The organism is Mycolicibacillus trivialis (genome assembly GCF_002102395.1).
In the GTDB taxonomy this organism is placed as follows: Bacteria; Actinomycetota; Actinomycetes; order Mycobacteriales; family Mycobacteriaceae; genus Mycobacterium; species Mycobacterium triviale.
In genome coordinates, this window is the sequence record NZ_LQPZ01000012.1 from 1 (window position 1) to 21,486 (window position 21,486).

The window sequence follows — 21,486 nt, forward strand, 5'->3', positions numbered from 1 at the left end:
GCGCCACCCCCGCAGACCATCACCCTGGAGATCCCCACCCCGGTGCCGGTTCCGCAGGAAGAAGCGCCGCCGGACCAGCAGGCACCGGGCGGTCCGCAGCCGCCCGGCCCGCCGGGGCCACCGCCCCCGCCCGGGGTGCCCGCGCCCGGTCCCGCGGCCGCCGGCGCCCGCCTCGACACCGTGTCGCCGGGCTCCTACACCGGCGGGGCTCGGGGGGTCGGAGTCGATCACACCGCGGTGCCGCCCGCGGCGCCCCCGCTGGCGCCCCCGGGCGATGCCGACGCCTTCAACGGCGTGGCCCCCGACGCCGAGCTGATCTCCATTCGTCAGTCCAGCGGTGCGTTCGCCCCCAAGGATGCGTTCGGCGACGAAGACCCCCAGGTGCGCAAGAAGGTCGACAACATGCGGACGATGGCCCGGGCCATCGTGCACGCCGCCGACCTGGGGGCACGGGTGATCAACGTGTCGATGGTGACGTGCATGGACACCCGCAACCTGATCAACGTGCCCGAACTGGGGGCGGCGGTGCAGTACGCGGCGATCGAGAAGGACTCGGTCATCGTCGTGTCCTCAGGTGACACGACGCTGACCGACTGCAAGCAGAACCCGCCGCACGATCCCCTGCAGCCCAACGACCCTCGCGATTGGAACAGTGTGAACACGGTGGTTACCCCGGCGTGGTTCGATAATCTCGTGCTGACGGTGGGAGCGGTGAACTCCGACGGTGTGCCACTGAAGGACCTCAGCGTGGCCGGGCCGTGGGTCTCGATCGCCGCGCCCGGGACCGACATCGTCGGGTTGTCCAACCGCGACGACGGCCTCGTCAACGCGATCGACGGCCCGGACAACACCCAACTGGTGCCGGCCGGACCCGCTTTCTCGGCGGCGATCGTCTCCGGCGTCGCGGCGCTGGTCCGGGCCAAGTATCCGCACCTGACCGCGCATCAGATCATCAACCGCCTGACCAGCACCGCCCGACCGCCCGCGCGCGGCGTCGACAACCAGGTCGGTTACGGCGTCGTCGACCCGGTGGCGGCGCTCACCTGGGACGTCCCCGACGGCCCGGCGCGGCCACCGGAGCGGTTGTCCGCACCGCTGGAGTTACCGCCCCCGGAGACCCCGCGCGACATGACCCCGGTGTGGGTCGCTGCGGCGGGTCTGGCCGGTGCGCTGGTGTTGGCCGGCGCCGTCCTCGGCGGCACCGCCATGGTGCGGCGGGCCGGGTGGCGCCGATGAAGGCGCAGAGCCCGCTGGGGCTGGCCCTGTCCTGGCTGCGACTGGTGGTGGTCTTCCTGCTCGCCGTGGCCGTTATGGCCGTCGTCAGCAACTGGCCGGACGCCTGGCGGCGCGACATCGCCTGGTGGAGCGGGATCGGAGTGGTCGCGGCCATCGCGGTGCTGGCCCTGATCACGTTCCGGGGCATGCCGTTGGCCACCCTGATCGCGCGGTGGTTCGGGAACTTCTTCCGGGATGCGGAGACGGAGCTGACCGCCGGACGCACCGCGGCCATCGACCATCGGCACCGGTTCGGCCATGCCACGGTCGGCGTGCGCGAGCACGACGGAATGCTGGTCGCGGCCGTGGCGGTGGGCGCGCCCGGGGAGAACACCGACGGTGCACTGCCGGTGCGGGCCATCGCCGCCGGGCTGCGCCAATTCGATGTCCGTCTCGACGGGATCGACATCGTCTCGGTCAACACCACCGCGCCGCCGGCGGTCGAGAACGGCATCGAGCACCGACCGACGACCTGGCTGGTGCTGCGCATGGACCCACAACAGAACGTCGATGCGGTCACCGTGCGGGACTCACTGGCCGCGACCATCGCCGCCGCAGCCGAACGGGTCGCCGAAGACCTCGGCCGGCGGCGCTTGGACGCGTTTCCGTTGACCGCAGCCGAGCTGGCCGAACTCGACGATGCGGTGCTGGCCGGACTGCAGCCGGACGGGCTGGTGCCACGACTGCGTTTCGCTAAGCGCTACGACGGCTCGGCTGCGGCGGGCAAACGCGCTGCCGGGACGAAACACCCCGAGGGCAAGCACGCCGAGGGCAAGCACGCCGAGACGCGGCGCGCGCGGTCGCGGCGCGCCGAGCCGGTGGCGCGTGACCGCAAGAACCCGGACGGTTACGCGACGTCGTTCTGGGTGTCGCCGAAGGACCTCGACACCGAAACCCTCGACAAGGTCTGGCAACTCGACGCCGACGCGACGGTGTTGACGGTGCGGCTCATCCCGCGTCACTACCAGGTCGAGGTCTCGGCGTGGGTGCGCTACCACACCACCGAACGGATCAGCAAAGAGCAGCGCCGGGGGCTGAACTACCTGATCGGCCGCCAGCTGCGCGCGGTGACCGCCGCACTGCCGGTGCCCGCGGTGCAGCCGGTGCTGACCGTCCCGGCCCGCGCCCTGAGCGACGACGACCCGCTCGCCGTGTCGCTGCGCCACCCCACCGAGGTGCCCGTATGACGAATGCCCAGGCCGCGGACGCCCGCAACGCCATGGTCGCGGGCCTGCTGGCCTCCGGGGTGTCGGTCAACGGCCTGCAGCCCAGCCACAATCCCAAGGTCGCGACACAGATGTTCACCACCGCGACCAGCATCGAGCCGGGAATGTGCGACGCATGGCTCGCCCGGATCCTGGCCGGTGACGACAGCATCGAGGTGGTCGCCGGTGCCTGGTCGGCTGCGAAGACGTTCGGTTGGGAGACCCGCCGGCTGGGGCTGACCGACCTGCAGTTCCGCCCCGAGGTCTCCGACGGGCTGTTCCTCAAACTGGCGGTCACCAGCGTCGAATCGCTCGCCGCCGCGTATGCGGCCGCCCTGGTCAACGCCAAGCGGTATGCCGAAGCCGCACAGCTGCTCGACGACACCGAGCCACGGCGTCCGATGGATGAGGAGTTGCTCAGGTACGTACGCGGCCTGCTGCACTTCCGCACCGGCCGCTGGCCGGATGTGCTCTCGCAGTTCCCGGCGGCCACGCCGTGGCGCAGCCCGGAGCTCAAAGCCGCCGCGGCGGCGATGGCGACGACCGCGCTGGCATCCCTTGGGGTGTTCGAGGAGGCCTCCAAGCGCGCCGAGGAGGCGATCGAAGGCGACCGGGTCCCGGCCGCGGCCAACGTCGCGCTGTACACCCAGGGCATGTGCCTGCGGCACCTGGACCGCGAGGACGAGGCGGCAGAGCTGTTGCGCCGGGTCTATTCCCGCGATTCGGGCTTCACACCGGCGCGGGAGGCGCTGGAGAACCGGGACTACCGGCTGATCCTGACCGACCCGGAGACCATCGAAGCGCGCACCGACCCGTGGGACGCCGACAGCGCACCGACCCGCGAGCAGGCGGAGGCGGCGCGCAACGCCGAGAAGGCGGCGCAATACCTCGAGGAAGGCGACGCCGAGCTCAACGAGATGCTCGGGATGGAGCAGGCCAAGCGGGAGATCCAGCTCATCAAGTCCACCACCAAGGTGAACCTGGCCCGCGCCAAGATGGGCCTCCCGGTGCCGGTGACCTCCCGCCACGCGCTGCTGCTCGGCCCGCCCGGCACCGGCAAGACATCGGTTGCGCGGGCCTTCACCAAGCAACTGTGCGGGCTCACCGTGCTGCGCAAACCGCTGGTGGTGGAGACCAGCCGCACCAAACTGCTCGGCCGGCACATGGCCGATGCGGAGAAGAACACCGAAGAGATGCTCGAAGATGCACTCGGTGGCGCGGTGTTCTTCGACGAGATGCACACCCTGCACGAGCGTGGTTACTCCCAAGGCGACCCGTACGGCAACGCGATCATCAACACCCTGCTGCTGTACATGGAGAACCACCGCGATGAGCTGGTGGTGTTCGGCGCCGGATACGCCAAAGCCATGGAGCACATGCTCGACGTCAACCCGGGACTGCGGCGACGGTTCTCCACCGTCATCGAGTTCTACAGTTACACCCCGCCGGAACTGATCGCGTTGACCCAGCTGATGGGTCAACAGAACGAGGACGTCATCACCGACGACGCCGTTTCGGTGCTGCTGCCGTCCTACACCGAGTTCTACGCCGACGAAACGTACTCCGAAGACGGTGATCTCATCCGCGGCATCGACGTGTTGGGCAACGCCGGGTTCGTCCGCAACGTCGTCGAGAAGGCCCGCGACCACCGCAACGCCCGCCTCGACGACGGCGAGCTGGATGCGATCCTGTCCAGTGACGCGACCGCCTTCGACGAAAGCCAACTGCGCAGGTTCAAGGAGCTGACCGGCGAGGATCTCGCCGCCGGACTCAGTGCCGCGGTCGCCGAGAACCGCAACCGCTGACCCGGATCGAGTTGGCCCCGCGGGCCCGCGGTTATCCGCGGTTGGAGCAAACACCCGTGGTAGGCGCGCCGAGTTGACGCGGTGGCCCGACGGTGCCACTATTGCTGGTGCATGCACCTCGCTAGGTGAGGCGTCTGCACGGACATAGGCCACTGACCCTGAACGTCGAGAGACGCCCCGGGTCAGGACAGCTCCTCCCGGCTTAAGGGTTGAGCCCAAGTGGCTTCCGGTGTCACCGGATACGCCGTGCAGTGTCAAAACTCAGACGAGAGGGGTGCGCGTCCGACCGGACCGGTCAGGTCGCTTCCTCCCCTGCTGTGCGCGCAAGACGGCACCCCCGTGTGCCCAGGCTGTGAGGAGGTGAGGGCGAGATTGAGTCCCAGCGATAGTCATTATCCGGCGTCGATGTTCAGTCCGTTCCGATCCGACCCCGGCATTCTTTCCGTCATCTGAATCAGGTTGCACCGCACCGTGTGACGCGTGTCCCGCAGTAGGGGCGCGCGGGTCGTGCTGCCTGATCGGGGCGGCGTGCCGTCGCGGATCCTGCATGTCCAGGAGATCCCATGTCCTTCATGTCTTTTGTCACCACCCAGCCCGAGTTCCTGACGGCCGCCGCCGGCGAGCTCAGCGGTATCGGCTCGGCGATCAACGCCGGCAACATGGCCGCCGCGGGCCCGACGACCGGCATCTTCCCGGCCGGTGCCGACGAGGTGTCGGCGCTGACCACCGCCCGGTTCGTCGCGCACGCACAGAGCTACCAGACGGTGGCCGCCCAGGCCGCCGCCATCCACGAGCAGTTCGTCGCACTGCTGGCCAGCAACGCCGACGCCTACGCGACCGCGGAAGCGGCCAACGCCGCAGGCGCCGCTTAAGCGGAGAGGACCCGATCATGTTCGTTGATTTCGGAGCGCGCCCGCCTGAGGTCAACGCCGCGTTGATCTACGGCGGAGACGGCGCGGCGACGATGTTGGCCGCCGCGACCGCCTGGGACGGTCTGGCGATGAATCTGTCGAGCACCGCCGCCTCCTACAAGGCGGTGATCTCGCGTCTGGTCTCCGAGGAGTGGCAGGGACCGTCGGCGATGGCCATGGCGGCCAAGGTGACTCCGCACGCGCTGTGGATGGAGACCACCGCGACGCAGGCGGAGCAGACCGCGATCCAGGCCAAGGCGGCGGCCGCGGCCTTCGACGCAGCGTTCGCCGCCACCACCCCGCCGCCGGTGATCGCCGCCAATCGGGCCCAACAGGCCACTCTGGTGGCCACCAATGTGCTGGGCCAGAACACGCCGGCGATCATGGCCACCGAGGCGCTGTACATGGAGATGTGGGCGCAGTGCGCCGCGGCGATGTACGGCTACGCGGGAGCGGCCTCGGCGGCCAGCCAGGTGGCACCGTTCTCGGCGCCGACCCAGAACCCCGACCCGGCCGGGCGGAGCTTGCAGGAGGTTGCCAAGGACAGCAACGCCGGCAACTCGGGCGGCCAGGGCGTCGTTCAGCAGGTGCTGTCGCAGCTGTTCAACTCCGGCGCGGGTGACGGCATTCTCGGCGACCCGGGCGGTGCGGGGCTCGGCCCCAACGCCAACCTGTGGAACACCATCACCTCCACCGGCATGGTCAACCCGGCCGTGGCGACCTCGATGATCGCCGACATGGCGGTGGTGCAGGAGTTCAACGAAGCGGTGCCGGGCAGGTTCGCCCCCGGCATGCTGTCGCCGGGCAGCTTCACTCCGATGGGCCCGGGCGTGGGCTCGGCGATCGGGGCGACGAGCCTGGTCAGCTCCACGGCGCCGGCCGGGCTCGCCGGAACGGCGGGCGCGAGCACGTCGTCGGTGACGGCCGGATTGGGTCGGTCGGTGCCGGTCGGCACCCTCTCGGTGCCGGCGAGCTGGTCGGCGGCCAGCCCGGCGGCCGCAACCGCCAACGTGTTGCCCGGCCACAGCCCGGCGGCCACCGCCCCGATGGGAGGGCACGGTGCCCCCGGGGTGCCGCTGGCGGGGGCTTCGCGCGGCGCCGGGGTCACCGGACCGCGCTACGGAATCCGGCCGGTCGTCATGGCGCGACCGCCCGCCGCCGGCTACGCGCCGGACATCGTTTAACCACAACAGTTTTCACGAAAGGGGAAGAGGAAAATGGCAGCTCGTTTTATGACCGATCCGCAGATGATGCGGGATATGGCGGGGCGTTTTGAGGTGCACGCTCAGACGGTGGAGGATGAGGCGCGGCGGATGTTCATGTCGTCGCAGAACATCTCCGGTGCCGGGTGGAGTGGTATCGCGGAGCGGACGTCGTTGGACACGATGGGGCAGATGCAGGCGGCGTTTCGCAACATCGTGAACATGTTGCACGGGGTGCGTGACGGGTTGATTCGTGACGCCAATGTGTATGAGCAGCAGGAAGCTGCGGCGCAGTCGAGCTTGAGCAGCTGACGACCACTTCGGTTTTGGAAGGGATAAGTAGATGACGATCAATTACCAGTTCGGTGATGTCAATGCCCATGGGGCGATGATCAGGGCGCAGGCGGCGGCGTTGGAGGCCGAGCATCAGGCGATCATTCGGGATGTGTTGATGGCGGGGGACTTTTGGGGTGGTGCCGGTTCGGCGGCGTGCCAGGAGTTCATCGCGCAGTTGGGTCGTAACTTTCAGGTGATCTACCAGCAGGCCAACGACCACGGCGCCAAGGTGCAGAACGCGGGGAATAACATGTCGTCCACCGACAGCGCGGTCGGCTCCAGCTGGCTGTAGACGCCACGGTCGCCGCCGGCGGGAACTACTCGCCGGCGGTGGCCTGTTCGCGCGCCCACCGGTAGTCGGCCTTGCCGGCCGGGCTGCGCACGATGGTGGACCGGAACACGATCGCCTTCGGCAGCTTGTATCGCGCGATCGACTGTGCCGCATGCGCGATCAGCGCGTCGGCGTCGGCGGCGGCGTTCTCGACCAGCGCGACCACCGCGACCACCTCCTGGCCCCACCGTTCGCTCGGCCGGCTGGAGACCACCACGTCGACGACGTCGGGGTGGGAGGCGATCGCCGATTCCACCTCCTCAGCGAAGATCTTCTCCCCGCCGGAGTTGATCGTCACCGAATCGCGTCCGAGCAACTCGATGGTGCCGCCCGCCAGGTGACGGGCCCGGTCGCCGGGCACCGCATGGCGCACACCGTCGATGACCGGGAACGTCGCAGCCGTTTTGGTCGCGTCGCCCTTGTAGCCGAGGGGGACATAGCCGCGCTGGGCCAGCCAGCCCAGTCCCTCGTGTTCGGCTTCCAGGATCGCGCTGAGGTCCTCGGCCACCACGCAGGTGTCCGGGCCGGCGGCGAACGTCCCGGTCGAGACCGCTCCCGAGGTCGACATGTGGTGCATCTGCGCGCCGGTCTCCGAGGAGCCGACCGCGTCGATCACCATCGCATTCGGCAACACCTCGATGACCTGCTGCTTGACCGACGGGGTCAACATCGCGCCACCGTTGGCCAGCACCATCAGCGACGACACGTCGGCGTCACCGCTGTTGATGGCGGCCACCAGCGGGCGCACCATGGCGTCGCCGACCACCGAGATCGACATCACCTTCTCGCGTTCGATGGTGCGCACCACGTCCTCGGCGTCGAAATGGTCGACCACCGACGGGAAGACCAACGTCTGGCCGCCGGTGATCGCGGTCATCACCGCCCACTGCGCCGCTCCGTGGATCAGCGGCGGCAAGATCATCAGCTTGATGCCCGGGTTCTCGGTGACCCGGGTGATGATGTCGTCGATCGAGGTGACCGGCTCCCCGGTCAGGATGTTGCGGCCCCCGAAGGACGCCATGAAGATGTCGTGCTGGCGCCACAGCACGCCCTTGGGCATGCCGGTCGTGCCGCCGGTGTAGAGCACGTAGAGGTCGTCGGGGGAGGGGGTGACCGGCGGCTCGGCGTCGGCCCCGGCGATGACCGTCTCGTAGTCCACCGCCCCGTCCAGCAGCGCGTTGCCGGAGTCGTCGGCGATCTGGATCAGCACCCGCAGACCCGGCAGTTCCGGCAGCACCTCGGCAAGCGTCGGAGCGAACGCCGCGTGATAGACCAGCGCGGTCGCCCCGGAGTCGGCGAGCAGGTAGGCGAGCTCGGCCTTGACGTAGCGGTAGTTGACGTTGAACGGCGCGACCCGGGCGCGGAAGCTGCCCAGCAGCGTCTCGACGAACTCGTTGCCGTTGTAGGCGTAGATGCCCAGCAAGTCCTGGCCGCACTCGTGGCCGCCCAGCCCGTCGCGCTCGGAGTGACAGCCCAGCCCCCGCGAGTGCAGATAGGCGGCCAGCCGGTTGGCCCGGTCGATGACCTGGCCGTAGGTGAACCGCCGGTCGCCCTGGACGATCAGCTCCCGGTCGGGGATCGCCGCGGCGATCGCGTCGACGACGGCGGGAACCGTGAATTGTGTCGGGGACGTCACCGTCGAGTCGGCGGTCTCGGACATCGTGCCTCCAGGTGCGGGTGTGAACTCGCAGTGCACGGTACCGCCTCCCCGATCCGGCGGGTCGCCGCAGGTCGGTCGGCAGCTGCGGTGAACCCGCTACGTGCGCCGGTCGCGACCCGGCGCGGCGCGACCCCAGACCAGGGTGGCGTGGCTGGTCGCCCCGGTCGGGCCGGTCATGGTCGCCGACAACGTGAGCCGATCACCCTCGAGGTGGGCGCGGCGGAACTGCGGGGCTGCCAGCAACTCCGGTGTGCTGGACATCTGCACGTCGTGGCGCAGGGTGGCGGTGTCCTCGTCGGCGGAGAACCGGCCGCCGTAGGCGAGGTATCCACTGCCGTCGCGGCGGGCCAGTTGAGCCGACATGTGGCCGTCGGCGGTATAGAGGATCAGGCCCTGCGGCTGCTCGCCCAGCGGCGTGGACACCACACCGGTTTCGGCGTCGGTGGTCGAGAACGATTCCAAGTGCCAGCCGCCCAGCACCGCACCGGCCAGTCCCATCAGCCCGTCACCGCCTTCCCCGGGGTGTGTCCCATCAGTCGACGGTAGCTGTCGATGAAGGCGCTCGGGGTGGCCCAGCCGCACCGGGCGGCCACGGTGGTGACGTCGTGGCCCTCGGCCAGCAGCAGCAGCGCGTGATGCAGGCGCAACTGGGTGCGCCACTGTGGATAGGTCAACGACAACTCCGCCCGGAACAGCCGGCTCAACGTGCGTTCGGCCACCCCGATCCGCTGCGCGATCTGCCGCAGGCCCAACGCGGTGCTGAGATCCTCGGCGACCAGCTCACAGGCTCGGCGCAGCCGATCGTCGGTGGGGGTGGGCAACCACAGCGGTGCGCCCGGATCGGCGGCGTCGAGCTGGTCGACCAGCACCGCGAGCATGCGGTGGTGCTCGGCGGATTCGACGTCGCGGCTCTGCGAGCAGGCGATGATCAGTTCGCGCAGCAGTGGCCCGACGGTGAGCACCGCGGGGGCGGCCGGTCCGCACCGGTAACGGCGCGGGTCCAAGGCGACGGCGTGGAATTGGGTATCGCCGTGGAAACGGTGCTGATGCCAGTGGCCGGCCGGAATCCAGATGGCCCGGTTGGTCGGGGTGATCCAGGTGCCGGCCGGTGTGGTCACCGACACCGCGCCGCGGGACGGGTAGACCAGCTGGTGCAGGAGGTGACGATGCCGCTCGATGTGAGCCCCGGCGGCCACCGTCAGCGACGCCGTTGCACCGTCGTGGCTGATTTTCGACATCGATCGGCAGAATATCGGAAGCCCGCTCCCCGTCGGCCGCTCTAGCCTTGAGAGCATGGCGATGAACCTGCTGCACCGCTGGCTGTGCAACTCCCGATTCTGGGCCGACGGCGTGCGCGACAACCTGCTGCCCTGGGCGCTGGCCGATGTCGACCTGGGGCCGCGCACCCTGGAGATCGGCCCCGGCTATGGGGCGACCACCCGGGTGCTGGTGGAGCGGGCCGAGGATCTCACCGCGGTCGAAGTGGACCAGACGATGGCCGAACGGCTGCAGAAGGACTTCACCGGCCGGGCCGACATCCGGCACGCCGACGGCACCGCCACCGGTCTGCCCGACGACCACTTCAGCTCGGTGGTGTGTTTCACCATGCTGCACCACATCCCGACCGCGGCGATGCAGGACCGCCTGCTCGCCGAGGCGTTCCGGGTGCTGCAACCCGGCGGGGTGTTCGCCGGCAGCGACAGCCTGACCTCGCTGCCGTTCCGGCTGATCCACCTCGGTGACATCTGTAACCCGCTGCAGCCGGAGACTCTGCGCGCGAAGCTGTCCGGCGCGGGTTTCGAGCAGATCGAGATCGAGGTGTCCGGGTCACGGCAGCGCTGGCGCGCCAGGAAGGCCGCCGCGTAGCGCGGCGCCGATCTACCGCGCTTGACGCGCGGCCCGCACCAGCCCGCCCCCGACGATCAGCCGCTGGATCTCGCTGGTGCCCTCGTAGAGCCGCAGCAGCCGGACATCCCGGTAGATCCGCTCCACCGCCACCCCGCGCATGTACCCGCTGCCGCCGTGCACCTGCACGGCCAGGTCGGCCACCCGGCCGGCCATCTCGGTGCAGAACAGCTTGGCCGCCGACGGCGCGATCCGTCGATCCTCACCGGTGACCCACCGCCGGGCGGTATCGCGCACCAGCGCCCGCCCGGCCAGCACGTCGGTCTGCTGGTCGGCGAGCATCGCTTGCACCAACTGGAATTCACCGATCGGGGTGCCGCCCTGGGTGGCGGTCGCGGCGTAAGCGACCGACTCGTCCAGGGCGCGCTGGGCAGTGCCGACCGCCAGTGCGGCGATGTGCACCCGGCCGCGCGCCAGTGAGGTCATCGCCGCCCGGTAACCGACGTCCTCGTCGCCGCCGACCAGTGCGGCGGCGCCCACCCGCACGTCGGTGAAGCCGACGTCGGCGGTCCAGGCGCCCTCCTGGCCCATCTTGCCGTCCTTGGCGCCGATCTCGACCCCGGCGGCGTCCGCGGGCACCAGGAACACGGCGATGCCGGCGCCGGCGGCGTCGGCGGGGCGGGTGCGGGCGAACACCACGAACAGGTCGGCGACCGGCGCGTTGGTGATGAATCGCTTCTGACCGGAGATCAGCCAGTCGCCGCCGTCACGAACCGCGGTGGTGCGCAGCCCGGCCGGGTTCGACCCCGCACCCGGTTCGGTCAGCGCGAACGACGCCACCACCTCACCGGTGGCGATCGGCGCCAGCCAACGCTCCTTCTGCTCATCGGTGCCGAAGCCGACCAGCACCTGCCCGGCGATGCCGTTGTTGGTGCCGAACATCGACCGCAGCGCCAGGGAGGTGTACCCCAACTCCATCGCCAACTCGACGTCCTGGGCCAGGTTCAGCCCCAGGCCGCCCCACTGCTGCGGAATCGCGTAGCCGAACAGCCCCATCGCCGCGGCCTGCGCGCGCAACTCGTCGGGGACGCGGTCGGCTTCGGCGATCTCGGCTTCCCGCGGCACCACCACCGACCGGACGAACCGGCGCACCTGGGCCAGGATCTCGGCGAAATCCTCGGCGCTGACCTCCTCGGCCGGCAGGTTCATCGGCTGGCCCCCTCTCGTGACGGAACATCATCGGTGCGGCGGAGCGGGGTGGGCACCGCCGCGGCGAGGCAGATCGTATATGAAATATGATGTCGCCGGAGTAGGAGAGAGGCGGAAGACGATGTCGTTGCTGAGCGGTCGGACCGCGGTGATCACCGGCGGGGGCCAGGGCCTCGGGCTGGCGATCGCCCGACGGTTCGTCGACGAGGGCGCCCGGGTCCTACTCGGAGACGTGGACCTCGACCGGGCCGAGCAGGCCGCCGGGGCCCTCGGGGACGCTGCCGCCGCAGTCGCCTGCGACGTCACCCGCGGGGGCGACGTCGAGACCCTGGTCGCCACCGCCGTCGAACGCTTCGGTGCGCTCGACATCATGGTCAACAACGCCGGCATTACCCGCGACGCGACGCTGCGCACGATGACCGAAGAGCAGTTCGACGACGTCATCGCGGTACATCTCAAGGGCACCTGGCACGGACTTCGTGCGGCCGCAGCGGTGATGCGGGAGGCGAAACGCGGCGCGATCGTCAACATGTCCTCGCTTTCCGGCAAGGTCGGCTTGGTCGGGCAGACCAACTACTCGGCCGCCAAGGCCGGCATCGTCGGCATGACCAAGGCCGCCGCCAAGGAACTCGCCCACCACGGGGTGCGGGTCAACGCCATCGCGCCAGGGCTCATCCGGTCGGCGATGACCGAGGCGATGCCCCAACGCATCTGGGACGCCAAGCTCGCCGAGATCCCGATGGGCCGGGCCGGTGAACCCGACGAGGTGGCCGGAGTGGCGCTGTTTCTTGCCTCCGATCTGTCCTCCTACATGACCGGCACGGTGCTCGACGTCACCGGCGGACGGTTCATGTGAACCATTCGGCGCAGCGCGAGGTCGTCATCTGCGCGCCGGTAAGGACCCCGATCGGCCGCTACGGCGGGGTCTTCGCCGGGGTGAGCGCCGTCGATCTGGCGGTCACCGCGCTGCGCGGTTTGCTGGGACGCACCGCCATTCCCGGCGACGCGATCGACGACGTCATCCTCGGGCACTGTTATCCCAGCAGCGACGCCCCCGCCATCGGGCGGGTTGTGGCACTCGACGCCGGACTGCCGGTGAGCGTCCCGGGCATGCAGGTCGACCGGCGCTGCGGCTCGGGACTGCAGGCGATCATCCAGGCCTGCCTGCAGGTCGGTGCCGGCGACGCCGACCTCGTGATCGCCGGCGGTACCGAGAGCATGAGCAATGTGCCCTTCTACTCCACCGACATGCGCTGGGGCGCAAGCCGAACCGGCGTCACCATCCACGACGGGCTGGTGCGGGGTCGACTGACCGCGGGCGGGCGACACCATCCGGTCCCCGGCGGGATGCTGGAGACCGCGGAGAACCTGCGCCGCCGCTACTCCATCTCACGGGCCGCGCAGGACGAACTCGCGGTGACCTCCCACCAGCGCGCGACCGCCGCCCAGCGCGCCGGGATGTTCACCGAGGAGATCATCCCGGTCACGGTGAGCGCCCGGGGCGGTGACCGCGTGATCGATACCGACGAGCACCCCCGGGCCGACACCACGATGGACACTTTGGCGCGACTGCGCCCGGTGCTGGGGCGCCAGGACCCCGACGCCACCGTCACCGCGGGCAATGCCAGCGGCCAGAACGATGCGGCCGCGCTGTGCGTGGTGACCACCCGCGCCCGCGCCGAGGACCTGGGCTTGACCCCGCTGGTCCGGCCGGTCTCCTGGGGGGTGGCCGGCGTGGCTCCGGACGTGATGGGCATCGGCCCGGTGCCTGCCACCGAGGTCGCGCTGCGCCGGGCCGGCCTGCGACTGAGCGACATCGACCTGATCGAACTCAACGAGGCCTTCGCCGCGCAGGCCCTCGCGGTGATGGCCGAATGGGACTTCGGCGACGGCGAACGGCAGCGCACCAACGTCCACGGCTCCGGGATCTCGCTCGGGCACCCGGTCGGCGCCACCGGCGCACGGATGGTGGGCGCCCTGGCCCGCGAACTCGTCCGCCGTGACGTCCGCCGCGGACTGGTGACCATGTGCATCGGCGGCGGACAGGGTTTGGCGGCGGTATTCGAACGGGCCGCCTGACCGGCCGGTGTGGACCAGACACAGAAGGGACGACCATGACCAGGCTCGCGCAGACCCTCGGGTTGACCGAGGACCAGACCGAGATCATCGCCACCGTGCGGCGTTTCGTCGAAAAGGACGTCATCCCCAACGCGCCGGAGTTCGAACGCACCGACACCTACCCCCAGCCGCTGGTCGACACCATGCGCGAGATGGGGTTGTTCGGCCTGATGATCCCGGAAGACTATGGCGGGCTGGGGGAGTCGCTGCTGACCTATGCGCTGTGCGTGGAGGAGTTGGCCCGCGGCTGGATGAGCATCTCCGGGGTGCTCAACACCCACTTCATCGTCGCCTACATGCTGCGCCAGCACGGCACCGACGCCCAGAAGCAGCGCTACCTGCCACGGATGGCCACCGGGGAGACCCGCGGCGCGTTCTCGATGTCCGAACCCGAACTGGGCTCCGACGTCGCCGCGATCCGCACCCACGCCACCCGCGGCGACGACGGTGACTACACGATCACCGGCCAGAAGATGTGGCTGACCAACGGCGGCAGCTCCACTCTGGTGGCCGTCCTGGTGCGCACCGATGAGGGTGCGGACAAACCGCACCGCAACCTCACCGCCTTCCTGGTCGAGAAGCCGACCGGGTTCGGCGAGGTCCTGCCCGGCGTGGTCATCCCGGGCACGATCGACAAGCTGGGCTACAAGGGCATCGACACCACCGAACTGGTCTTCGACGGCTACCGGGCCGCCGCCGACGACGTGCTGGGCGGCCAACCCGGGCGCGGCTTCTTCCAGATGATGGACGGCATCGAGGTCGGGCGGGTCAACGTCGCCGCCCGCGCCTGCGGACTGGGCGTTCGCGCGTTCGAACTCGCGGTGCGCTACGCCCAGCAGCGCGAAACCTTCGGTAAACCGATCGCGGAGCATCAGGCGATCGCCTTCCAACTCGCCGAGATGGCCACCAAAGTCGAAGCGGCCCACCTGATGATGGTCAACGCCGCCCGGCTCAAGGATTCCGGCGAACGCAACGACGTCGCCGCGGGGATGGCGAAATATCTGGCCAGCGAATACTGCACCGAGGTCACCCAGCAGAGCTTCCGCATCCACGGCGGTTACGGCTACTCCAAGGAGTACGAGATCGAACGGCTGATGCGTGACGCGCCGTTCCTGCTGATCGGTGAGGGCACCAGCGAGATCCAGAAGCAGATCATCAGCAAGCGGCTGCTCGCCGACTACCGGGTCTGACGATGACCGGCGCGGAGCTCCCGTCCCGATCCCACCTGTCCGAGCAAGTGGCACATTACGTCCGGCGACGCATCTTCGACGGGAGCTATCCGGCGGGCGCATTCGTGCGCCTGGATCAGCTGGCCGCCGAGCTGGAGATCAGTGTGACCCCGGTGCGTGAGGCGCTGGTGGGTCTGCGGGCCGAGGGCCTGCTCGACCAGCAACCGCACCGCGGCTTCGTGGTGTTGCCGCTCACCGAGCGTGACATCGGCGATGTCTCCGCGGTGCAGGCCCACATCGGCGGTGAACTGGCCGCCCGGGCGGCCGAAGGTATCGATGAGGATCGGCTCGGCGAGCTCCACCGGGTGCAGACGCAGCTCGAACAGGCCTACCGCCGCCGTGACGACGCCTCCGCGGTGCGGCTCAACCACGAGTTCCACCGGCTCATCAACGTCGCCGCCGGCTCGCCCAAACTCGCCCAGCTGATGTCGCAGATCACCCGTTACGCCCCGGAGTCGGTCTTCCCGCTGGTCGCCGGCTGGCCGGCCAGATCGCAGGGCCACCACCGGACGATCCTGGCGGCGCTGGGCCGTCGCGACCCGGAGGCCGCCCGCGCGGCGATGGCCGAGCACCTCGCCGCGGGCGCGGACCCGATGATCGCCCACCTGCGCGCCCACGGAGTCCTGTGCGCCGGGCGCCGGCACCGAGACGATTAGGTCACAACAATTAGGCCAGCCGGTCGGCCAGCGATCCTTGCTCCCCGAACAGCCGCGGAACCCACTCGTCGAGCAGCACGGTGTTGTCGTGGTCGCCGGGGTGGAATCCGACCCTGAGGTAGTCGCGCAGCCGGCGCATCACCGACCGGGTCAGGAACGGGGAGTGCCGCAGCGCGGCAATGCTTCTGGCCAGCCGGACCGGATGGTAGCTGGCCCGGTCGGCGAGCATCGACAGCGTGGTGTGCCACGTCACCGTGCCGAGGAACCCGAAGGTGGTGATCACCATCGCGGCGATGCGCATGCGCTCGGTGCCGCCGACCGCGCGGTAGGTATCGAACGCGACCGCCTTGTGCTCGGACTCCTCCAACGCATGCCAGAGCAACACCGACCGCACCTCGCTGTCGCCCAACAACTCACGGGCATCGGGATCGGTGAGCAGCGTTTCGGCGAGTGTGGCGGTGTAGTGCTCGAGCGCGGCGGTCACCGCGAGCCGGTAACGCGGGACGCTCCACCGCTCAAGACGCGCCAGCCCGTTTCGGGTGCGCCGGTCGACGCGGCCGGTGGGGTAGCGCATCTGCTGCAACCGGTCGTTGAGTTCACGGTGTTGACGGCCGTGGCTGACCTCCTGGCCGGTGAACCCGGCGATGGCCTTGCTCAACACCGGGTCGCTGATCTGGTCCGCGTAATGACGCACCGACCGCACGAAGAAGTCCTCCCCTTCGGGGAAGAGCCCCGACAACACCGCGACGACGTGGCTCATGACCAGGTCACCGTGCACATAGTGCCGTTCCAGTGGCAGGGCGTCGTAGCGGAAGCGCATCCTGCGCACCCGGATCGGCGTGGCCGGGCGGTCAGCCCCGGCGGTGGACTCAAGCGCGGGCATGGTTACCACGGTACCCCCGGTACCGGATATTTTGGAGGTCGGTTCAGGGCGCGACGTGCGGCAGCAGCATCGACGCCGGGCCGGGATCGCCGCGGCGCGTCTTCCGGGCATTGGCCACCACGCCGACCGCGGCGATCGCCCAGATCAGGTATTGGGTGAGCCACGCGGCCCGGAAGGCCTCGAAGGACCAGGCGTCGCCGGCGCCGATGATCAACCCCATCAGCTGCATGACGAGCAGGGAGGCCAGGAACCCACCCATGTTGACGGTGCCCTGCGCGGTGCCCAGCGACGCCGGCGGGTTGAAGTCCCGGGCGAAGTCGAAGGCGAGCAGCGATACCGGCTGTGCCGCCGAGATCACCACCACCAGCACCACCAGCAGCCAGGCGGGAGCCCGGACCGGCAGCACCAACACCACCGCCCACATCAGGGCGCACGCGGTGATGGTGGCCAGCACCAGTCGCGGCCGCACACCGGGGTGACGACCGCTGACCAGCCCGACCAGTACGCCGGTGACGATGAACACCACGACCGACAGGGTGAGCAGCGCGCTGGCGCCGCTGCGCGACAACCCTTGGGCCTTGGTCAGATACGGCACTCCCCACATCAGCACGAAGACGGTCAGCGGGAACTGCGTGCCCATGTGGGTGAAGAACCCCAACCGGGTGCCCGGGCGGGCCAGCACGGTGGGGACCGCGGCCAGCCGACGGCGCAGCCGCGCCGCCTCGTCATGGGTCTCCTGCCCGTGCGGGGTGTCGCGGACCAGTGCCAGCGTCAACATCAGCGACACCACGCCCAACGCCGCCACCGAGACATAAGCGACCGTCCAGCCGGAATGCAACAGCAGCGCCAGGAACGGCACCGCGGACAGGATCTGGCCGGTCTGGCCGGACAGCGCGGTCAACTGGGTGATCAGCGGCACCCGCGGTGCGCGGAACCAGTTCGGGATCAGCCGGATGACGGCGATGAACGTCAACGCGTCGCCGAGACCGACCAGGGAGTAGGCGCCGATGGCCACCGGCAGTGATCCGGTGAGTCCCATCACTAATTGGCCGACGGCCATCACGGCGGCGCCCGAAGCGATCATCCGGCGGGGGCCGTAGTGGTCCAGCAGCACCCCGGCGGGGATCTGCATCGCGGCGTAGACGACCACCTGCAGTACCACGAACCACGACAGCACCCCGGGGCCTGCGGCGAACCGGTCGGCGGCGTCGAGTCCGGACACACCGAACGTCGTGCGGTTGAGCACGGCCACGATGTAGGCGACCAACCCGGTGGACCACACAATCCAGGCGCGCACCCGTCGATTGTGCCTGCCACCGCGCCGGTGGGCATAACCGGCATTCCGCGCTACCGTCGAAGTCGGTGGTCGCCATCGGGGACAGACCCGGCTACGGGAGGACCGTGGGCACTGCCGCGCTCACCGGACAACCGTCGCAAGCGAGGAGGTCTCTTGCCGAACCCCACCGACCAGTCGACCACCACCCGCCCGGAACGGCACCGCGATCCCACCAAGGGTTATGTGGCGCTGCTGGGTTGGAGCCTGAACGCCGTCGATGCGCTGGAGCGCTTCGACCGGCGCTACGTGGTGGTCGCGCCGGATTGGGCCGAGGAGTACTGCCAGAAGCACGACATCCCCTACATCGCGTGGAACTTCGAGCGGCTCAACGAGCGGTCGATGGAGATCGCCGAGACGCTTCAGGAACGCGGTGTGGACGTGGCGATCCCGCTGTTCGAGGAGACCGTGGAGTGGGCCGGGGCGATCAACTCGGTGCTGCTGGATAACCCGCGGTTGCTGGGTCAGTCGATGTTGCTGCGGGACAAGTCGCTGATGAAGCGACGTGCCCAGCTCGGCGGGATCCGGGTCGGCATCTTCGAGGAGGCGCTGGATCGCGAGGATGTGATCCGGTTCCTCAAGCGGGTCAACCAGACCCTGCTCAAGCTCGACGGTGACCCCAACGACCCGATCCACATCAAGGCCTTCGACAAGGCGGGCTGCCTGGGGCATCGGGTGATCCGCACTCCCGACGACGTCGACGCGATCCCCGACGAGGAGTTCCCGGCGTTGATGGAATCCCACCTCGACGGCTGGGAGTTCGCCGTGGAGGCCTGGGTGCACAACGGCAAGATCCGGTTCCTCAACATCTCCGAGTACGTGACGCTGGGCTATTCGGTGTTCGTGCCGGCGTCCCCGGAGTTGGAGAAGTACCGCCCGGAGATCACCCGCCAGGTCGAGAAGCTGATCAAGGCCTTCGACATCGACTTCGGGTTCGTGCACCCGGAGTACTTCGTCACCAGCGACGGTGAGATGTACTTCGGTGAGGTGGCCTACCGGCCGCCGGGTTTCAAGGTCTTCGAGCTGCTCGAGCGGGTCTACGGGTTCAACGCCTACCAGGCGCTGGTGCTGTCGTTCGACCCGAAGACCACCGAGGAGGAACTCGAGGCGTTCTTCCCCAAGGAGGTCGTCGACGCCAAGGGCCACGCCGGGTGTTTCGGGGTGTATCCGCGGCGGCGGGTGGTCAACAAGTTGGCGATGCCCGAGGAGACCGAGGACCACGAGTACTTCGAGTCCCATGAGCTCACCGCCCCGCTGGAGGAGACGGTGACCAAACGGACCGCGTTCGGGACGCACTGGGGCCTGGTGTACTTCTTCGGTGAGGACCCCTACGAGATGCGCCGTCTGCTCAAGCGGCAGGAAGAACTCGACTTCTACATTTGATTCATGTACACCGATGTGACCGATGTGTACGTCGATCGTGGTGAGGAACCCGGGTTGGATGGCGGCGTGAGCTCAGACGGCGCGGCGCTGGAGAAACGGTTGGCGTCGCTGGACGACGGCATCCGGGTACTCGACGAGGCCGGCGAGGTCGGCAAGGTCACCCGCATCCGCCGGGTCATCGACGGGCTGCGGCTGGTCCTGCTGCAACCCGGCGGTTGCGCCGCAGTCCGGGCCCGCACCCAGGCGCTGGAACAGGCCGGGTTGTTCCTCGGCACCGATTGGGGCGCCCCCCAGACGCTGCTGCCCGCCCTGAGCGGCGGCGCGCTGCACAGCGAGAACGCCGACACCGTGGTGCTCGAGGCCGTCAACGAACTGCGGTTGCTGGCGGTGGCCAACGGCGACTACATCCACCCGCTGGTCTCGGCCGAGCAGGCCCGCCACCACCTCTCGCAGGTCCTCGCGCTCAACCTCTCGCTGCTGTTCACCCCGCCCACCGAAGCGGAACGCGAACAGCAGGGCCGGATGGCGAAGGTGACCCGCGACCTGTTCGCCTACCTCGTCGAGGAGATCGGCTACGACGGGGTGCTCGATCGGCTGGTCGACGAGATCTGGCGGATCCTGCGCCAGCGACCCATCCAGGTCGACCAGATCAAACAGATGATCACCCAGATCGCGGTCGCGATCCACGACCCCGACATCGACCTGGGCACCGCCGCACGCGGGGTGGACCGGTTGATCACCAGCCTGTACGGCACCACCGATGCCTGCCGGGAGGACCCCGGCGTCGACGTCTACCGCGCCCGACTGGAGTCGATGGACGAACCGACCCTGCAATACGAGGCGGCCGGCTTCGCCCGCTCCATGCACGACACCGGGCTGGTCTCGCCGTATCACGCGGTGCTGCTGCGCTTCCTGCTGGAGAAGGGCGACTATCTGCTGGCCGAGGCGCTGGGCCTGTCCAGCACCGGGCGTGACTGCCTGCTGTGCTACCACGACCTGGTCCATGCGCTGATCACCGCCGCGGTCCACACCGAGACCGCCCAGTGCATCTACGGGCTGGCGCTGCTGCTCGAACGCGGCATCCTCTACCAGCCGGCGGTGGCGCCGTCGCTCTGGCGCCAGCTCGCGCTGCCGCTCTCGGCATACTCACGCGAACGGCTGACGCTGGCGTTCGGAACCGAGCAGGAGCCGCTCACCTGGCTGCTGGCCGGCACCCTGTCGATGCTCGGGCTGCCACTGGGGGTCGGCCAAGGCGACAACCCCACCTGCCAGTCGGCACGCGCCTTGTCGATGTGGTCCTACAACGACCCCGACTATCTGCTGCAGACCATCGTGTGGGCGGCCCGCGACGACGAGATCGTGATGCACTTCGAGGGACAGCCGCTGTCCTCGCGGGACTCGGCGTCGGGGGTGGCGACCAAGCTGCCGGTCGACCTCGATCCGGTGTCGCTGCTGGTGGTGCCGCACCTGGACCGCATCTACGCCGAGATGGGCCGGCGCTGCGCCGGACGTGAGGGCGACCCCCACCGCTGGGTCAACCCGGAGTTCCACGGGTGGTGGGCCGGGCGCGGGTTCCGGATCAACGTCGACGTCGAGTCCGGCGACCTGGTGGACCTCGACGGCTTCCTGCGCCACTTCTACGGTGCCTACCACCCGTTCTACAACGGCAACCAACCGCTGATCCACCCGCAGCCGGCCGGGGTGGCGGTCACCGACAGCGCCGCCCGCTTCATCGGCTGGCATGCGATCGCGGTGCTGCGGGTCAGCCTCGACCCCAACGAGACTATGCGGGTCTACTTCTACAACCCCAACAACGACAGCGGTCAGGACTGGGGTGACGGCGTGGTGGTCAGCACCGCCGGGCACGGCGAACGCTTCGGGGAGGCGTCGCTGCCGTTCGAGCAGTTCGCCTCGCGGCTCTACATCTTCCACTTCGATCCGCTCGAGCCGGGCACCCCGGCGGCGGTCACCCAGGACGAGCTCGACCGGGTGGTCGGATTCATCCAGCGCAGTTGGGGCGCCGACCGGATGGCCGCAGTGGAGACCGCGGGTTGACCCGGACCGCCCACAACAGGTTATAACGATTTGATAACGATGCAGGTCTG

General features: G+C 69.3%; 20 protein-coding genes and 1 riboswitch. Of the genes, 14 read left to right on the forward strand and 6 right to left on the reverse strand.

What is annotated here, in order from left to right:
- The 7 genes from AWC30_RS03330 to AWC30_RS03360 form a co-directional block, all read left to right on the forward strand.
- A partial coding sequence (locus tag AWC30_RS03330; RefSeq protein WP_109561908.1) for a S8 family serine peptidase occupies nt 1-1,236 on the forward strand: 1,236 nt, incomplete at its 5' end.
- A complete protein-coding gene (gene eccE / locus AWC30_RS03335) occupies nt 1,233-2,462 on the forward strand; it encodes a type VII secretion protein EccE (RefSeq protein WP_133053646.1) in 1,230 nt (409 codons plus the stop codon). The genes AWC30_RS03330 and eccE, both read left to right, overlap by 4 nt.
- Nucleotides 2,459-4,285, forward strand: coding sequence for a type VII secretion AAA-ATPase EccA (gene eccA / locus AWC30_RS03340; protein ID WP_085108770.1), 1,827 nt, complete (start codon nt 2,459-2,461; stop codon nt 4,283-4,285). Before eccE ends, eccA begins: the two co-directional genes overlap by 4 nt.
- A 110-nt stretch (nt 4,286-4,395) precedes the next feature.
- Nucleotides 4,396-4,566: riboswitch (M-box (ykoK) riboswitch) on the forward strand.
- Between the two features lie 291 nt (nt 4,567-4,857).
- Nucleotides 4,858-5,157, forward strand: a complete 300-nt coding sequence (locus AWC30_RS03345) for a PE family protein (protein ID WP_085108956.1) — start codon at nt 4,858-4,860, stop codon at nt 5,155-5,157.
- 17 nt (nt 5,158-5,174) lie between these two features.
- Complete coding sequence (locus tag AWC30_RS03350; RefSeq protein WP_085108771.1) at nt 5,175-6,380, forward strand: PPE family protein; 1,206 nt, start codon at nt 5,175-5,177, stop codon at nt 6,378-6,380.
- Between the two features lie 33 nt (nt 6,381-6,413).
- Nucleotides 6,414-6,710 carry a WXG100 family type VII secretion target gene (locus AWC30_RS03355; protein ID WP_085108022.1) on the forward strand — a complete coding sequence of 99 codons (297 nt, stop codon included), beginning with the start codon at nt 6,414-6,416 and terminating at the stop codon, nt 6,708-6,710.
- Between the two features lie 31 nt (nt 6,711-6,741).
- Nucleotides 6,742-7,026: a WXG100 family type VII secretion target gene (locus AWC30_RS03360; protein ID WP_085107177.1), complete on the forward strand. Its 285-nt coding sequence runs from the start codon at nt 6,742-6,744 to the stop codon at nt 7,024-7,026.
- 25 nt (nt 7,027-7,051) lie between these two features.
- Here AWC30_RS03360 and AWC30_RS03365 read toward each other — a convergent pair whose 3' ends face one another.
- From AWC30_RS03365 to AWC30_RS03375, 3 genes are all read right to left on the reverse strand, one after another.
- Nucleotides 7,052-8,725 (reverse strand): medium-chain acyl-CoA ligase Mig, encoded by a 1,674-nt coding sequence (locus AWC30_RS03365; RefSeq protein ID WP_085108773.1) that lies wholly within the window; start codon nt 8,723-8,725, stop codon nt 7,052-7,054.
- A gap of 96 nt (nt 8,726-8,821) precedes the next feature.
- On the reverse strand, nt 8,822-9,223 hold the full coding sequence (locus AWC30_RS03370) for a lipocalin-like domain-containing protein (protein WP_085108775.1): 402 nt from the start codon (nt 9,221-9,223) through the stop codon (nt 8,822-8,824).
- Nucleotides 9,223-9,963, reverse strand: a complete 741-nt coding sequence (locus AWC30_RS03375) for a helix-turn-helix domain-containing protein (protein ID WP_085108777.1) — start codon at nt 9,961-9,963, stop codon at nt 9,223-9,225. The genes AWC30_RS03370 and AWC30_RS03375 overlap by 1 nt, the downstream gene beginning before the upstream one ends.
- Nucleotides 9,964-10,018: 55 nt before the next feature.
- Here AWC30_RS03375 and AWC30_RS03380 point away from each other — a divergent pair, with 55 nt between their 5' ends.
- Nucleotides 10,019-10,591, forward strand: coding sequence for a class I SAM-dependent methyltransferase (locus AWC30_RS03380; protein ID WP_085108779.1), 573 nt, complete (start codon nt 10,019-10,021; stop codon nt 10,589-10,591).
- Between the two features lie 12 nt (nt 10,592-10,603).
- On the opposite strand, the gene AWC30_RS03385 is transcribed toward AWC30_RS03380, so the two are convergent.
- On the reverse strand, nt 10,604-11,779 hold the full coding sequence (locus AWC30_RS03385; RefSeq protein ID WP_085108781.1) for an acyl-CoA dehydrogenase family protein: 1,176 nt from the start codon (nt 11,777-11,779) through the stop codon (nt 10,604-10,606).
- A gap of 121 nt (nt 11,780-11,900) precedes the next feature.
- Here AWC30_RS03385 and fabG point away from each other — a divergent pair, with 121 nt between their 5' ends.
- Genes fabG through AWC30_RS03405 form a run of 4 tightly spaced genes read left to right on the forward strand, consistent with a single transcriptional unit; the run spans nt 11,901 to nt 15,782 of the window.
- Entirely contained in the window at nt 11,901-12,635 is a 735-nt protein-coding gene (fabG, locus tag AWC30_RS03390; protein WP_085108783.1) for a 3-oxoacyl-ACP reductase FabG, read from the forward strand.
- Nucleotides 12,632-13,858 (forward strand): acetyl-CoA C-acetyltransferase, encoded by a 1,227-nt coding sequence (locus tag AWC30_RS03395; RefSeq protein ID WP_085108785.1) that lies wholly within the window; start codon nt 12,632-12,634, stop codon nt 13,856-13,858. The genes fabG and AWC30_RS03395 overlap by 4 nt, the downstream gene beginning before the upstream one ends.
- Before the next feature lie 35 nt (nt 13,859-13,893).
- The gene (locus AWC30_RS03400) at nt 13,894-15,087 is read left to right on the forward strand and encodes an acyl-CoA dehydrogenase family protein (RefSeq protein ID WP_085108787.1); all 1,194 of its coding nucleotides are present in this window, start codon (nt 13,894-13,896) and stop codon (nt 15,085-15,087) included.
- Nucleotides 15,088-15,089: 2 nt separating this feature from the next.
- Complete coding sequence (locus AWC30_RS03405) at nt 15,090-15,782, forward strand: GntR family transcriptional regulator (protein ID WP_085108789.1); 693 nt, start codon at nt 15,090-15,092, stop codon at nt 15,780-15,782.
- Between the two features lie 10 nt (nt 15,783-15,792).
- On the opposite strand, the gene AWC30_RS03410 is transcribed toward AWC30_RS03405, so the two are convergent.
- Both AWC30_RS03410 and AWC30_RS03415 read right to left on the reverse strand, forming a co-directional pair.
- Nucleotides 15,793-16,665, reverse strand: coding sequence for a metal-dependent hydrolase (locus tag AWC30_RS03410; RefSeq protein WP_085108791.1), 873 nt, complete (start codon nt 16,663-16,665; stop codon nt 15,793-15,795).
- 43 nt (nt 16,666-16,708) lie between these two features.
- Nucleotides 16,709-17,962 (reverse strand): MFS transporter, encoded by a 1,254-nt coding sequence (locus tag AWC30_RS03415; RefSeq protein ID WP_085108793.1) that lies wholly within the window; start codon nt 17,960-17,962, stop codon nt 16,709-16,711.
- A gap of 378 nt (nt 17,963-18,340) precedes the next feature.
- Between AWC30_RS03415 and AWC30_RS03420 the strand changes: the two genes are divergently transcribed.
- Entirely contained in the window at nt 18,341-19,381 is a 1,041-nt protein-coding gene (locus tag AWC30_RS03420; RefSeq protein WP_234807929.1) for an ATP-grasp domain-containing protein, read from the forward strand.
- 3 nt (nt 19,382-19,384) lie between these two features.
- Nucleotides 19,385-21,436: a hypothetical protein gene (locus tag AWC30_RS03425; protein WP_234807921.1), complete on the forward strand. Its 2,052-nt coding sequence runs from the start codon at nt 19,385-19,387 to the stop codon at nt 21,434-21,436.
- The last annotated feature ends 50 nt before the right edge of the window (nt 21,437-21,486 follow it).